The sequence below is a fragment of the Streptomyces melanogenes genome, assembly GCF_014649795.1.
In the GTDB taxonomy this organism is placed as follows: Bacteria; Actinomycetota; Actinomycetes; order Streptomycetales; family Streptomycetaceae; genus Streptomyces; species Streptomyces noboritoensis.
Map to the genome: position 1 here is coordinate 1 of NZ_BMTS01000002.1, position 14,143 is coordinate 14,143.

General features: G+C 70.8%; 13 protein-coding genes. 3 read left to right on the forward strand and 10 right to left on the reverse strand.

The features are described from left to right. Window positions 1-216 precede the first annotated feature (216 nt). Window positions 217-879, reverse strand: a complete 663-nt coding sequence (locus IE252_RS03885; protein WP_190087871.1) for an FMN-dependent NADH-azoreductase — start codon at window positions 877-879, stop codon at window positions 217-219. A gap of 129 nt (window positions 880-1,008) precedes the next feature. Between IE252_RS03885 and IE252_RS03890 the strand changes: the two genes are divergently transcribed. Then, window positions 1,009-1,617 (forward strand): TetR/AcrR family transcriptional regulator, encoded by a 609-nt coding sequence (locus IE252_RS03890; protein WP_190087872.1) that lies wholly within the window; start codon window positions 1,009-1,011, stop codon window positions 1,615-1,617. A gap of 5 nt (window positions 1,618-1,622) precedes the next feature. On the opposite strand, the gene IE252_RS43040 is transcribed toward IE252_RS03890, so the two are convergent. The 8 genes from IE252_RS43040 to IE252_RS03930 form a co-directional block, all read right to left on the reverse strand. Then, entirely contained in the window at window positions 1,623-2,489 is an 867-nt protein-coding gene (locus tag IE252_RS43040; protein ID WP_268248387.1) for a LysR family transcriptional regulator, read from the reverse strand. 208 nt (window positions 2,490-2,697) lie between these two features. Beyond that, the gene (locus IE252_RS03900) at window positions 2,698-3,072 is read right to left on the reverse strand and encodes a cupin domain-containing protein (protein ID WP_190087874.1); all 375 of its coding nucleotides are present in this window, start codon (window positions 3,070-3,072) and stop codon (window positions 2,698-2,700) included. Between the two features lie 63 nt (window positions 3,073-3,135). Further along, complete coding sequence (locus IE252_RS03905; RefSeq protein ID WP_190087875.1) at window positions 3,136-4,479, reverse strand: MFS transporter; 1,344 nt, start codon at window positions 4,477-4,479, stop codon at window positions 3,136-3,138. Window positions 4,480-4,661: 182 nt separating this feature from the next. Then, window positions 4,662-5,075, reverse strand: a complete 414-nt coding sequence (locus IE252_RS03910) for a VOC family protein (protein WP_190087876.1) — start codon at window positions 5,073-5,075, stop codon at window positions 4,662-4,664. A 24-nt stretch (window positions 5,076-5,099) separates the two neighbouring features. Further along, entirely contained in the window at window positions 5,100-5,567 is a 468-nt protein-coding gene (locus IE252_RS03915) for a cupin domain-containing protein (RefSeq protein ID WP_190087877.1), read from the reverse strand. Further along, window positions 5,521-7,392, reverse strand: a complete 1,872-nt coding sequence (locus IE252_RS03920; RefSeq protein WP_229847979.1) for an FAD/NAD(P)-binding protein — start codon at window positions 7,390-7,392, stop codon at window positions 5,521-5,523. Before IE252_RS03920 ends, IE252_RS03915 begins: the two co-directional genes overlap by 47 nt. After that, window positions 7,389-8,240: an N-acyl homoserine lactonase family protein gene (locus tag IE252_RS03925; RefSeq protein WP_190087878.1), complete on the reverse strand. Its 852-nt coding sequence runs from the start codon at window positions 8,238-8,240 to the stop codon at window positions 7,389-7,391. Before IE252_RS03925 ends, IE252_RS03920 begins: the two co-directional genes overlap by 4 nt. A gap of 5 nt (window positions 8,241-8,245) precedes the next feature. Continuing rightward, a complete protein-coding gene (locus IE252_RS03930; protein ID WP_190087879.1) occupies window positions 8,246-9,598 on the reverse strand; it encodes a KamA family radical SAM protein in 1,353 nt (450 codons plus the stop codon). Window positions 9,599-9,956: 358 nt separating this feature from the next. On the opposite strand from IE252_RS03930, the gene IE252_RS03935 reads away from it, so the two are divergent. Further along, window positions 9,957-11,867 carry an FAD/NAD(P)-binding protein gene (locus IE252_RS03935; RefSeq protein WP_229847981.1) on the forward strand — a complete coding sequence of 637 codons (1,911 nt, stop codon included), beginning with the start codon at window positions 9,957-9,959 and terminating at the stop codon, window positions 11,865-11,867. Continuing rightward, complete coding sequence (locus IE252_RS03940; protein ID WP_190087881.1) at window positions 11,864-13,105, forward strand: MFS transporter; 1,242 nt, start codon at window positions 11,864-11,866, stop codon at window positions 13,103-13,105. The genes IE252_RS03935 and IE252_RS03940 overlap by 4 nt, the downstream gene beginning before the upstream one ends. Here the strand turns inward: IE252_RS03940 and IE252_RS03945 are convergent. After that, entirely contained in the window at window positions 13,059-13,637 is a 579-nt protein-coding gene (locus IE252_RS03945; RefSeq protein WP_190087882.1) for a TetR family transcriptional regulator C-terminal domain-containing protein, read from the reverse strand. The two genes, IE252_RS03940 and IE252_RS03945, sit on opposite strands and share 47 nt — an antisense overlap. Between the last annotated feature and the right edge of the window lie 506 nt (window positions 13,638-14,143).

A 14,143-nucleotide genomic window follows, 5' to 3' on the forward strand; every position in this document is an offset into this window, starting at 1 on the left:
TGATCGCCCACCTGGACGCCCAGGCCCGTCTCAACACCCTGGCCCTGGACCCGTCCAACGGCTACCGCCCCACCGGCACCCCGACCTGGTCCGCCCACCCGACCCCGGCCTCCCGCGTGGCGGAACCGACCCGGGTCTGACGACGAAGGGGGCCCGGGGCTGTCGGCCCCGGGCCTCCTTCCGCTCCCTGCTCGCCCGTGGTCAGCCGCGCCACGATCAGGAGCAGCTGAAGTGGGCCAGTTTTTCCGCGAGTTCACGCGCCGCCCTGGTCGCTTCGGCCGACGACTCGCGGTGCTGGTCGAGGCGTGCGGCCAGCGTGGGGTCGACGCGGGCGTTGACGAGTTCGGCGCTGATGATCTCCGCGTCGTCGACGGCGTAGTGGCCCCGGAAGAAGTCCAGGAGGTAGCGGCCCTGGTGGTCGTACGGCTCTCGGGGCAGGCCGGGGCCGTAGGCGCCGCCGCGGGCGGAGGCGACCACGAATTTGCGCGGGGCCAGCACCATCTTGGGGAACGTGACCTGGTCGATCCACGCCTTGAGGGCGGCCGGGACCCCGAAGTTGTACATCGGCGCCCCGATGAGGACGACATCGGCGGCGACCAGCTCGGCGAGGAGCGGTTCGACGACCGCCCAGGCCGCCCGCTCCTCGTCGGTGCGGACGGCCTCGGCGTAACGGTCGATGTCGGTGATGCCCTCGCGCAGCAGCGTGTCGCAGATACGGGTCCACGCCTCCCCGATCGGCGGCACCGGCTCGGCGGCGAGGTCCCGGTACGTCACGGTGCCGCCGCCGGCCGTCCGCCACGCGGTCGTGAACGTCGCCCCCAGCCGTCGGGAGAAGGAGTCGCGGCGGGCGCTGGAGTCGAGGTGCAGGAGGTGCGGCATGGAGAACTCCCTTGGAAGGTCCGGGTGTTGCAAGCCGAAGGGAGTAAGTGGACGCGTTGTCCACTTGCCCCGCAACGGGACCGTACGCCTAAGTGGACAGCGTGTCCACTTGCCTTCTAGGGTGAGGGAGTGAGTGAACTTCCGCTGCTGCCCCAGGCCGGGTCCGCGCCCCCCGAGCGGGCCGACGCGGCCCGCAACCGGGCCCGTATCCTCGCGGCCGCCGAGCGGCTCTTCGCCGAGCGCGACCCCGCCTCGGTGACCATGGAGGACATCGCGAAGGCCGCCGGAGTCGGCCGGGGGACGCTCTACCGCCGCTATCCCGACCGTGCGGCGATCGCCCGCGCCCTGCTCGACGAGCACGAGCGGGCCCTCCAGGAGAAACTGCTGCGCGGCGCACCGCCGCTGGGGCCCGGGGAGCCGGGCGGGCGGTCCGCGTCGCCGGGGGAGCGGCTGGCCGCGTTCTACGCGGAGATGGCCGCCCTTCTGGAAGCCCACCTTCCGCTGGCCCTGGGCGCGGAGACGGGGGCGGCGCGGTACGGGACGGGTGCGTACGGCTTCTGGCGCGCGCACGTCGCCCAGCTGGTGCGCGAGGCCGGGCTCGACGACCCGCAGACGCTCGCCGACCAGCTACTGGCGCCGCTGGCCCCCGAGTTGTTCCGCCACCAGCGCGAGCTGGGCCTCAGCGGGGAGCGCATCGCGGCGGGGCTGGCGACGCTGGCGCGCCGCACTCTCGACTGATCCGGTCAGTCCGCACAGTCGGTCGGCGTACCGAGCGCCGCCTGGGCCATCGCCACGAACCGGCGGATCAGCGGATGTCCGCCCTGCTGCGGAAAGACCAGGTTGAGGGGGACGCGCGGCGCGTCGGGGACGGACAGGAACGACACGAAGGGGTGGATGTGCTGGCGGCCGACGAACTCCGGCACCACGCCCACGCCCTTGTTGGACGCGACGGCCTCCAGCCACTCGTCGAAGTTGCGGCAGACCACGGAGACACTGGGGCGGCGGTCCGCCGGCCAGTCCGCCAAGTCGGTCGTGCCGCTCACCTCGTTGAGGACGAGCCGGTGGTCGGCGATCTCCTCCCAGCGGATCTCCTCCTGCCCGGCGAGTTCCGAACGCGTCGACACCGCCACGATCCGGCGCTCTTGCAGCAGGGTGACGGACCGCATGTTCGCGGCGGATATACGGCCCCGGAGGATCGCCAGGTCGGCGTCGCCCCGGTCCACCCCCGCGAGTTTCGCGTCATGGCGGTGGACCCGTACCGACATCCCGGTCTCCGCCTCGAAGGACGCGATGACCTCCTGCGTCCATCCCGTGGGAAAGCCCCAGGCGAACCCCACGCGAAACACGTCCTCGTGGACTTCGGGCCGCAGCGCCGCTTCCAAGCGGGGAATGATGACCCGGAGTTGGTCATAGAGATCCTCACCGGCCGGGGTGAGAGCGACCTGACGCGTGGTCCGTTCCAGCAGGCGCCGGCCGACCAGTTCTTCGAGGCGTCGGATGGTGCGACTGAGCGTCGGCTGGGACACGTTCATCCGCTTCGCGGCCCGGGTGAAGTGCTTCTCGTCTGCCAAGGCCAGAAACCCGCGCAAGTGATGCAGCTCGATACTCATGGACAGCAGCATATGTAATGCCGCGAAGGGAGCCTTTACACCGTCGGGCGGCACTTGGTTGTGGGAGCGCACGATACCTGAGTCATTTCTCCCAAGGGTCATCGCGGGGTAATCGTGAACCTACAGAGGGAACAGCGGAGTTCGCCCTCTCAATGGCCCGTCGGCGCGGGGATGGGGGCCCCGCGCCGACGCTCCACCCGGCCGGGTTTCAGTCCCGGTACTCGGCCTCCGTCACGTGTTCCTTCCATTCCGTCGGACCGTCCGTGACGGCTATGTGCGTCATGAACGTGTTAGGGCCCGCGCCGTGCCAGTGCTCTTCGCCCGGGTGGCACACGACCGTGTCGCCCGCGCGGATCTCCTGGCGCTCGCCGCCCCGGTAGCCGACGACCCCCACACCCTCGGTGACGTGCAGGACCTGCCCCGCCGGGTGCCGGTGCCAGGCACTGCGGGAGCCGGGCGTGAACAGCACGTTCCGTACTTCCGTGTGGGCGGTGGCGCCGATGCGCGGCCACAGCCACACATCACCGAAGAAGCGGTCCTCGGGCCCCTTGATCGCATCTCCGGGGTGACGGATGACATCCACAGTACGAACTCCATTTCTTTTCGATTCGTTTGCTTTTTCTTGCGGGGATAAGCAAGGTCAATATCAGCTCTGTGCGGGCTTGTTAGCCGCCTCGGCCTTTCCCGCGAGCGCGATCAGCGCGGACGCGGCGAGCGACACGAGCGCCAGAACCGCGTTGGTCGTACTGAACGCGTCCCGCGGATCACCGCTGTGTTCGACGAGTCCCAGATATACGGTTCCGAAGACCGCCACACCCATGGTTCCGCCGACCTGGAGCGTCGTGTTGAACAGACCGCTCACGTCCGGCGCGTACCGCGCTTCGACGGAGTCCGTCAGACGGGCGAGCGTCCCGCTGAACGCCGCGCCGTACCCGACGCCCCCGATGCCGAGGAGGACAATCAGCCAGCCGGTGCTCTGCGCGCCGGCCGCCACACCGGCGAACGCCACCGCCATCAGCAGACCGCCGACGGGCGCCGCGAGCTTGCGGATGCGCGGCCCCGTCCGGCCGAGCACCGGCCCGACCAGCGCGAACGTCGCCACCCACGCGATCGGGACCAGTCCCGCGTACACCGCGCTCTTGCCGAGCCCCTGCTGGAGGTAGATCGCGAGGACGAACAGCAGCGCGAAGTACCCGGCCCGGGTGGCTCCTTGGGAGACCAGCGCCAGCGCGATCTGCCTGCGGGCGAGCAGTGAGACGTTCATCAGCGGGTCGCCGCCGCGCCGCGCGATGCCCCGCTCCACCCCGACGAACAGGGCGAAGACCGGCACGGACGCGATCAGGCTGACCCACGTCCACAGCGGCCAGCCCTCGTCCTGCCCCAGCACCAGCGGTGTCACCAGCAGGAACAGGGCGAGCGACAGCAGCCCGACGCCCCGCAGGTCCAGCTTCTTCCGCCCGGTGCTCTCGTCGGCGGGCAGGAAGGTGTACGAGGTGACGAACAGGGCGATCCCGATCGGCACGTTGATCAGGAAGATGGGCCGCCAGTCCATGCCCAGGATGTCGGCAGACACCAGGACCCCGCCGAGCGCCTGTCCGATCACCGAACTCACGCCGAGGACACCGGTGTAGGTGCCCAGGGCCCGCCGACGCGCGGCGCCCTCGAAGTTGACCTGAATGCCCGTCAGGACCTGCGACACCATCAGAGCGGCGCCGAGCCCCTGCACGACCCGCGCGCCCACCAGCGTGGTGCTGTCAGGAGCGAGGCCGCACGCGAGCGAGGACAGCGTGAAGACGGCGAGCCCGAACAGGTAGGTCCGGCGCCGCCCGCGGATCTCCCCCAGCCGCGCACCGGTGATCAGCAGCATCGCGTACGCGAGCGTGTAGCCCGAGACGATGAGCTCCAGCTCACCGCCGGACGCGTGCAGCCGGTCGCGGATCGAGGGGATCGCGACGTTGACGACGGCGATGTCCACGTTCCCGAGGAACATGCCGCCGAGCAGGGAGATCAGCAGCCAGGTCGACCGGCGCCCGTCCGGTCTGGATGCGCCTTGCTCTGTCCCGGCTCGCGCTTGGTCATGTGCAGGAGACGTCTTCAAGGAATCCACATCCAGGACTGTAGCTACTAGTAGGTACAGGCTGCAACGCGAGGCGTCGCAGGCCGGTCACCGGCCTACTGGACGGCGTCCCGCTGGACCAGCTGGAACTGGATGCCCTTCGAAGTCCCGGGCTCAGTCCACGCGTTGAGGTTCGGACCGACCGGGACGGGCTCGCTCGTGGTGAGCTCGATGCCGAGGCCCTGGACCGCCCGCATCATCTGGGACACGTCGTCGACCTCGACGCCGATGTGCTCAAGGCGGGCCTTGTTGCCCTCGCCCAGCCGGCGCTGCCGGGCCTCCGGAGTGGTGGGCTCGATGAGCTCGATGCGGCCGTCCCCGCAGTGGTAGAACGCGATCTTCACGTTCCGGGCCGGTACCTCCTCGGCCCGTTCCAGCCGCATTCCCAGGCTCTCCAGGAGCGCCCTCGCTTCGCTGATGTCGTCGACGACCACACCGATGTGGTCGATGCGCTTGAACATGTCCGCCATGTCCGCCTCCTGATGTGTTTTCTCTTAAGCGTTCTCTTTGGAGAACTTGTTGTGCAGACCGGCCATTTGCGGCAGGTTCGACATGTTGAGCAGCAGCAGATCCGTGTCCGCCCCGTGGTTCTCGAAGTGGTGGACGTGCCACGCCGGGATCAGCACGATGTCGCCGTCTGCGAGCGCGACCGTCTCGTCCGTCTCGTCGAATACGAGGACGCCCGATCCGGACCGTACGAAGTAGAGATGCCACCAGGAGTGCGTGTGCGGCGTGGTGCGGTCACCGGGCCGTACGGACTGGAAGGTCATCGACGTTCCCGGAATGACCTGGTGGTCGCCTCCGGGCGCGGCCAGCGTGACCGTGCCGTATTCCGTGTGCTCGGCCGCCTCGATTTCCTTGGCCAGGCTCTCCCACGGCCAGACGACCGGTTCGGGCCGCTCCTGCACATGGCGCTTACGGAACTCCGGGTAGGGAAACTGGCTTCCGCTCTGCACCGGCATGCTCGTCCTCCTGGCTGGTGTCGTGCAGGTCCTGGATGTGCCCGACCATGCCGCGCACGGCGGCGTCGGCGTCGAGGGTGAACTGCGAGGTCATGCCCTGGCGCGGCAGCGCGTGGGTGTAGAACCGCGGGCCCTCGACGAGATAGCCGACCGCCCAGGCGGTGCGCAGCGGCTCGCCCGCCGCGGTGAGCGGGCGGCCCTGCTCGTCGATGTCGAGGCCGCCCGGTGTGAACGGGCCGTTCGCGTAAGGGCGGACGAGCCCGCGCCCCAGGAGTCCGGCGATCAGCGGCGACCTGTCGTGCTCGGGGTGGAACGCGTCGAGCCGGGCGACCACCAGGGCGTCGGCGTGGCGGATCTCGGGGCCGTCCGGGTAGTCGGTGCGGACGGCGAACCGCGCCGCCTCCCGGTCGAGCACCAGCCGCCCGCCGGGCCCGCCGGCCAGGTCCACCATCCCGGCCCGCAGCAGGGCCAGGAGCTGGTAGTTACGGTGCCGGGGCGGGCCGAACGAGACCCGGTTCATGACCGGCACGTACGTGGCGTTGAACGTCCGGTGGGACGCGGGCGTCAGCCCGGAGAACTCGACGGCCTCCCGCAGACTCGCCCGGGTGTCGCGGATGACGTCCGTGGCGGCCTTCAGCGGGCTCGTGGTGTTGCCCAGCTCCGCGTGCTCCAGGTCGTCCTCGACGTAGTCCACGAAGAACTTCGTGAACGCGCCCTGGTTGGCGAAGTCCAGCCCGCCCAGCGGGTCGAGGATCTCCTCGACCACCCGGCGGTCGGCCTCGGTGAGCTCGTACTCCTCGGGCGGAAGGGAGCGCTGCTCCGCCGCGCGATAGGCGTAGCCCATCTCGCGCAGCAGGAGCGGAAGGACGTCCTCGGTGAAGTCGAGCCGGGAGTCGCCGCGCTCGGCCGCCCGCTCCCGCGCCCGCCGCACCGCTTCCTTGGTGAAGAACCGCGGCCGGTGCGCCCCGGTGATCCCCTTCTGGTTCACTCCGCGCGCGCTGAACGGCAGGCACTGGCGGGAGAAGAGGAGGATCTTGGGTTCGCGCCCCGAGGGGCGGTACTCCATGGCGTGGCCGGAGCCGTGGAACGTACCGCCGCGCCCGACCGTGAGCTCGGAGATGACGTCGTGCGCGGTCAGCCCGAACCCCTGGACCGCGACGGTCGAGCCGGGCGCGATCGCCTGGAGTCGTTCGACCGGATAGGGCGTGGAGCAGTACGCGAGCGCCGGGTTGCGGTCCGCGTGCTCCCGGGCGAACTCCTCGTACGCGAGGTCCTCCTCGGTCGGGATCCGCTCGCAGTGTCCGGTGGTGAGGAAGACGTAGTCGCTGGGGAGGGCGAAGCCCTTCTCCAGGTGGACCACGAACCGGTCGCCGTCCCTCTGCTCGATGTCCACGGCCCGGTCGCGGTGGTGGACGACCCGCACCTGCGGCGGCAGCGTGCGGACGGTCCGGTCGAAGACCCAGCTGAGATACGCGCCGAGGATCTGCCGGGGCAGATAGGCGTGCTCGCCCAGCGGCTCGCCCGATTCGCCACCGGTCGGGTGGAAGACGCCGTCGAACTCCCGGTACCCGGCGGACTGCGCCCACTCGGTGAACGAGGGTCCCCGGTTGTCGGCGAACATCGTCACCTGGCTGGCGACGGTGTTGGTCAGCAGGTGGGAGGGCTGGCGGGCCGAGTGCGTGCCCTGGCCGCCGTCGCCCGGGTCGATGAGGTGCACGTCCAGCGTGCGCCCCTCGGGCAGCCGGTCCGCGAGGTCGGAGATCCGCTGGAGCACGCTCAGGCCGCGCGGGCCCACTCCGACGACTGCCACCTGGAGCGCCGTCATCGGACGGCTCCACCGGCCACGGCGGCGGCTTCCAGGCTGTCGAGCGCGGGCTCGTGGAGCCGCACCCAGTCGGGCGCCCCCGGCAGCGCCGGGAACCGCAGGGCGACCTGGGGGTCGTGGCCGGGGATGATGTGGTCGTCGCCGTCGGCCAGCGCCTCGATCTTCTCGTACCCCTCCAGCATCGGAGTGAGGTGGTCGAGGATGGGGAACGGGCTGCGCAGCCGGATGTTCGCCCACAGGTGCGTGGCGTCGCTCGCCAGCACGACCCAGCCGCGCGCGGTGGGGACGCGGACCACCTGGGTGCCCGGCGTGTGGCCCGGCACCGGATGCACGGTCACGCCGGGGATGATCTCCGCTTCCCCCCGGTGCAGGACGAGCTGGTCCTCGAACAGCCCCTGGACCGCCGTCTTCACGTTGACCGGCTCGAAGGGCTTGCGCACGACGTGGTGGCGCATGGCGGGGCCGGTGCAGAAGCGGAGCTCGTCCTCCTGCAGATGGATCCGGGCGTGCGGGAAGCGGTCCAGGTTGCCCGCGTGGTCGTAGTGCATGTGCGTGACGACCACGTCCGAGACGTCCTCGGCCGCCACGCCGAGGTCGGCCAGCGCGTCGACCGGGCAGCGGAACAGGGTGCGGCCCCGGCGCCGCGCCATCTCCTCGTTGAACCCGGTGTCCACGAGCAGGAAGTGCCGGTCGTTGCGGATCACCCACAGGTAGAAGTCCATGGGCATGTCGCTGCCCGGGGTGAACTGCCCCTCGTTGACCAGGAAGTTGTCCCGCGCGGGCCGGTCGGCGTGCGTACCGAACCGGAGCGCCAGGACCTCGTACTCAGGAGGCGTGTCCTCGGCCATGTCCCTCACGCCCCCACGAGGTCGAGCGGCTTGCCGAGCACGGAGGAGTCGGCGGCCGACGGCTCCTCCTCGAAGAGGAACTTGCTCTCCCCGAAGGCGGGTTCGAGCTGGTCGAACCAGGTCGCGGCCGGGTCGAACTTCGCGTAGAAGGGCTGCCGGACGAGACCGCCGCGGCGCGCCTGGAGCAGTTGCAGGGCGAAGACCTTCTCGCCCCGGATCGTCGGCGTACCGTCGATCAGGACCTTGCCGGGGAACGCGCTCATCGAGGGCCCGCGCACGGTGCGCGAAAGCCCGGAGACGCCCGCGTACGCCGTGCGGAAGATGTCGTACGCCTCGGCCAGCGGCAGCTCGAAGTAGGAGCGCGCGCCGGTGTCCCGCTCGACGAACATGTAGTACGGGATGGCGCCCAGCTTCACGCCCGTGGTCCACAGCTCGTGCCAGGCGGCCGGGGCGTCGTTGATGTGCCGCAGCACGGGCGACTGCATGCGCACGACGGCGCCGGTCGCGGTGATGCGCCGCAGGGCGTCCTGCGCGATGGCGGGGCGCAGTTCGGCCGGGTGGTTGTAGTGGCCCATCAGCGCGAGGTGCTTGCCCGCGCCCACCACGCGCTCGAACAGGCGCAGCAGGTCGTCGGCGTCCACGTCGCTGACGAAGCGCTGCGGCCAGTAGCCCACGGCCTTGGTGCCGATCCGGATGTTCTGGATGTGGTCCAGCTCGGGCACCAGGAGCGGTTCGAGGTAGCGCTCCAGATTGGCCGTGCGCATGATCATCGGGTCGCCGCCGGTGATCAGGACGTCGGTGACCTCGGGGTGCCGCTTGAGGTAGGCGGCGAGCCCCGCCGCGTCCCGGGCCGCGAAGTGCAGGTCCTCCTCGCCGACGAACTGCGGCCACCGGAAGCAGAAGGTGCAGTAGGCGTGGCACGTCTGCCCGGCGCTCGGGAAGAAGAGGACCGTCTGGGCGTACTTGTGCTGGATCCCGGGGACGACCTCGCCGTCCAGCTCCGGCACGTTGTGCGTCAGCTGGCCGGCCGGGTGCGGGTTCATCCGCGAGCGGACCACGTGGATCTGCTTGGCCAACTGCTGCTTGTCGCCCGACCGCAGGAGATCGCGCAGGGTCGCGAAGTCGTCCGGGTCGAGCATGCTCTGGTGCGGGAAGTTGAGCCGGTAGATCGGGTCGTCGGGGATGCGGTCCCAGTCGATGAGCTCGTCGAGCACGTACTGGTTGGTCCTGAACGGCAGCACGTGCGACACGACGTCGACCGCTTCGCGCAGGTCGTGCGGTATGCGCTCCCATTGCGGCGCCTTTTTGATCGACGACCGATTGTAGGGCTTGTACTTGATGGGGGTGGAATCACCCATGAGGATTCTCCGTCCGGAAGGCGGAAAGTGGGGGCCGGCGGCCGCGCCTCGACGGCAACGGCCCGCCGGTTGACGGGGATTGCGCGAGCGTGGAGGCTCCCGCGCATTTCTGCTTCTCCACGCTCGCGCGGCCAGGTGGAACCCGACCTTGCGGGCAACCCTCGCTCGCCGGTTCAGAAAGCTATCCGGAGGAATTGCGGGGTGGGAAATAGGCGGACCGCCCCACTTATTCAGCAGGCGCATGAATAGATCTATGTGTCATATGAATCAATCGGTCGTGCGACGCATTGATGGATTTGCTCTCGGCTTAGGATCGGCAACTGCCCGAGCATGGACAACAGAAGAAGTGGGGCTCGCGTTGAACGGTCGGCTCAGCGTCGGCATCGTGGGGACGGGGCCGCGCGGGCTCATCGTCCTGGAGCGGTTGTGCGCCAACGCGGCGGCGGATCCCGGCGCGCGCCCGGTGACCGTGCACACCGTCGACCCGGCCCCGGCGGGCGCGGGCCGGGTCTGGCGCACGGACCAGTCCGCGCACCTGCTGATGAACACGGTCGCGGAGCAGATCACGGTGTTCACCGACGCGAGCGTCTCCTGCGCGGGCCCGGTGGTGCCGGGCCCCAACCTCCACGAGTGGGCGACCCTGCTGGCCGTCGTCGGCGAGGCCGAGGGGTACCCGGACGACGTCGTCGCGCAGGCGCGGGAGCTGGGGCCCAACTCCTATCCCACGCGCGCCCTTTACGGGCGGTACCTGCGGTGGGCGTTCCGGCGGACGGTGGAGACGGCGCCGCGCCATGTGACGGTACGGGTCCACCGGGACACGGCGGTCGAACTGGGGGAGGAGGACGGGCGGCAGGTGCTGCGGCTGGCGGGCGGGGAGCGGCTGGTGCTCGACGCGGTGGTCCTGGCCCAGGGCCATCTGGCGGCCGAGCCCGCGCCCGGCTTGGCGGCTCGCCACATCGCGCCGGGCAACCCCGCCGACGTGGACCTCGACGCGATCGGGCCCGGCGAGCCGGTGGCGCTGCGCGGCCTCGGGCTCACCTTCTTCGACTACCTGGCGCTGTTCACCCAGGGCCGCGGCGGCACGTTCGTGGAGCGCGCGGACGGCCGCCTCGACTACCGCGCCTCGGGCCGGGAGCCCCGCCTGTACGCGGGCTCCCGCCGGGGCGTCCCGTACCAGGCGCGCGGCGACAACCAGAAGGGCCTGGGCGAACGCCACGAGCCGCTGCTGTTCACCCCGCAGACGATCGCCGCGCTACGGGAACGCGCCGCCGCGCACGGCGACGTCCGCTTCCGCAGGGACGTCTGGCCGCTGATCGCCCGGGAGGTGGAGATCGTCTATTACCGGACGCTGCTCCGCCGACGCGGTGAATCGGGCGAGGCGGTGGAGGAATTCGTGCGGTGCTGTCTGCTGGGCGATGCGGACGGCCCGTTGGACGAGAAGCTGTTGCGGCGGTACGGGATCGAGGAGGGCGACCGCTGGAGCTGGGAGACCGTCGAAACTCCCTATGAGGCCCAAGCGCTGAGCGGGCCAAGGGAGTTCACGCAATGGCTCGTCGGCCACCTGGAACGAGATGTCGTGCGCGCAAGCGGAGGCAATGTAGGCGACCCGATCAAATCGGCTCTGGACGCCCTGCGTGATTTGCGGAACGAGATACGCCAGGTGGTGGATCACGCGGGTCTCACCGGGAACTCCTACCGCGATGAACTCACGGGCTGGTACTCGCCGTTCAATGCCGCGCTGTCGATAGGCCCGCCCAGGCGGCGCATAGCGGAGATGGCCGCGCTGATCCGTGCGGGTGTGCTGGAGCCGGTGGGCCCAGGAATGCGAGCGACACCGGAGCCAAAATCCGACGGCTTCCTCATTTCCTCCTCCGTGCTGCCGGGGTCGCCGGTCCACGTCACTACCCTCATCGAGGCCCGCATCCAGGACCCGGACGTACGCGCGACCGCCGACCCGCTGCTGCGGGGCCTCCTCGACACGGGTCAGGCCACGCCGTACCGCCTGCCGAACCCGGACGGCGACCCGCACGAGACCGGCGCGCTCGCGGTGACCGAGCGCCCGAGCCGCCTCCTGGACGCGCACGGCCGGGCCCACCCCCGGAGGTTCGCGCTCGGCATCCCCACGGAGGGCGTGCACTGGGCGACGGCGGCGGGCGTACGGCCGGGGGTCGACTCCGTGTCGCTGGGCGACGCGGACGCGGTGGCCCGGGAGTTGCTGGCGTGCGGGGCGGAACGGCCCACGGGCAGGGTCGAGGTGAACGCGTCGTGAGCGTCCTTGTCCGTACGGAGGCGCGCGACACGGCCGACGCGGGTCCTCCACCGGCGGGGATGTCCACCGCGTCGGGCGTCGCGGCGGTCACCGTCCTCACCTCGCTGCCGGTGTTCCTGCCCGGCGCGGCGAACGGCCTGATCTGCGCCGAACTGGGCTGGAGCCCGGTACGGATGGGGGCCGTCCTGGCCGTGTACTGGCTGGCGTCCCTGTCGGGCGCCTTCGTCAGCAGACGGGCCGCGCTGCCGCCGGTGGTGGAACGCACCCTGTGCATCGCCCTGTTCGCCACGGCCCTGGGCCTGCTCACCGCGGCGACGGCTCCGTCCGCAGGCCTGTGGATCAGCTCGGCGGCCGGGGGCTACGCCTACGGCTACACCCAGCCCCACACCAACGCGTTGCTCATGCGGCGATGCGCGCCCCGACTGCGCGCCTTCGCCTTCGGCCTGAAGCAGGCCGCGGTGCCGACGGCCACGCTGCTGGCGAGCGTGGCGATGCCGCTGCTGGCGGGCCCGGTGGGCTGGCGGCTGGTGTTCGCGGGGACGGCGGTGGTGTGCGGCGCGGGCGGCGCCTTTCTCGTACGACAAGGTCACTCAGGCGCACAGCACCCAGCGCCGGTACGGGACCGAGGCGCCGCCCTCCGCATGGAGCCCTTCCTCCTGGCCCTCACCAGCGCGGGCTTCTTCGGCGCGATGGTGGGGAACGGCCTGGGCGGCTTCCTGGTGCTCGCGCTGACGACCCGAGGGGTGTCGCTGTCGACGGCAGGAGCGGTGGCGACGGCGGGTGCCGCGCTGAACATCGCGGTCCGCCTGGCGATGGGCTGGCTGGTCGGCAGGGCGCCGGGCGTGGCCTGGACGGCGTTGACGGTGCTGTTCCTGACGGGCGCGGCGGGCACCGCGCTCCTGACCCGGCCGGGCCTCGGCGCGCTGACGGTAGGCGCCCTGCTGGCGTACGGCGGCGGCTGGGGCTGGGCGGGCCTGCTCCACTACGCCATCGGCCTCCCCTACCCCGGCCAGGAGCAACGGGCCACGGCGTACAGCCAGATGGGCGTCTCCCTGGGCGCGGCCACCGGCCCACTGGTGTGCGGCCTGCTGTTCCAGGTGGACCCGGACGCGGCCTGGTGGGCACTGACGGCGGCGGGGCTGGCCGCAGCGGCCAGCGTCCTCATAGCCCGCAGACGTCCAAACGCCGACGTCAGCCCCGCCCGGAACCGGCAACGAGATTCCCCACGACCTGCTTGACCCCATCAACGGCCTGCCGGAACGCCGCCGGGTCCTGATGGGCACGGGCCAGGGTGTACCCGCCCTGCACCGCCGCGATGATCAACGACGCCATCACGTCGGGCCGGGTGTCGGCCCGGAGCTCCCCGGTACGCACCCCGTCCGCGAGCACGCCCGCCAGCCGCCCCTCGACCCAGCTGAAGAACTCGGCGGCGGGCGCGCGCAGGACGTCGTCGCTGACGACATCGTGATCCTGCGTCAGCCGCCCGATCCGGCACCCGGCGAGCGGATCGCGCTCCAGATCGAGAAAGGCGTTGATCCGCGAGACGGCCGACCCGTCACCACCCAGCGCGTCCTCGGTACGGGCCCGCAGCTGATCACTCATCTGCACCATGGCAGCCACCGCGAGCTCGGCCTTGCCGGAGAAGTGGTGGTACATACTCCCCTGCCCCGCCTGAGCCCGCTCCAGAATCATGGCCGGGCTGGTACCGGTGTACCCCCGCTCCCAGAGGAGATCGGCAGCGGCGCGGGTGAGTGCCTCCTTCTTGCTCATGGAGGCGAGTGTACCTACCACTCCTTACAGGACGCGGTAAGTCGGAAAACAAAGAAGCCCCGGGCCGCTGGGCCGGGGGCTTACTGGAGCGAGTGACGGGAATCGAACCCGCGCTCTGAGCTTGGGAATCGCCCGGGCTGCGGGAGTCGATGTGGCCTCTGACCTGCAGGTATGCCTTCAGCGGGCGAGGCTGGGGGGTGGCCGTGGGGCGTCTCTGCCGGCCGCTGTTTACCGCCCTGTATGGCATGTAGTGGCACGGAGGTGCATACGAGACGGACCCCGGCAACGCCGAGGACGGCTGATTCGGAGCCCTGTCAGGTGGGCCTGCCAGGTACTACCGTGGGCTGTGCGGCCCAGGACCCCGGTCGACTCGTTGCCTCCCGAACGCCTGCCGGGCTCTTGTTCCGCAGCCCGCCGTACCGGTTGAGGCGCACTACCCGAGACCTCGCGGTGGGCGTGCGGCGCGTCCGTACGGCCGGGCGCGGTGCGTCCGAGACAGCAGCGGG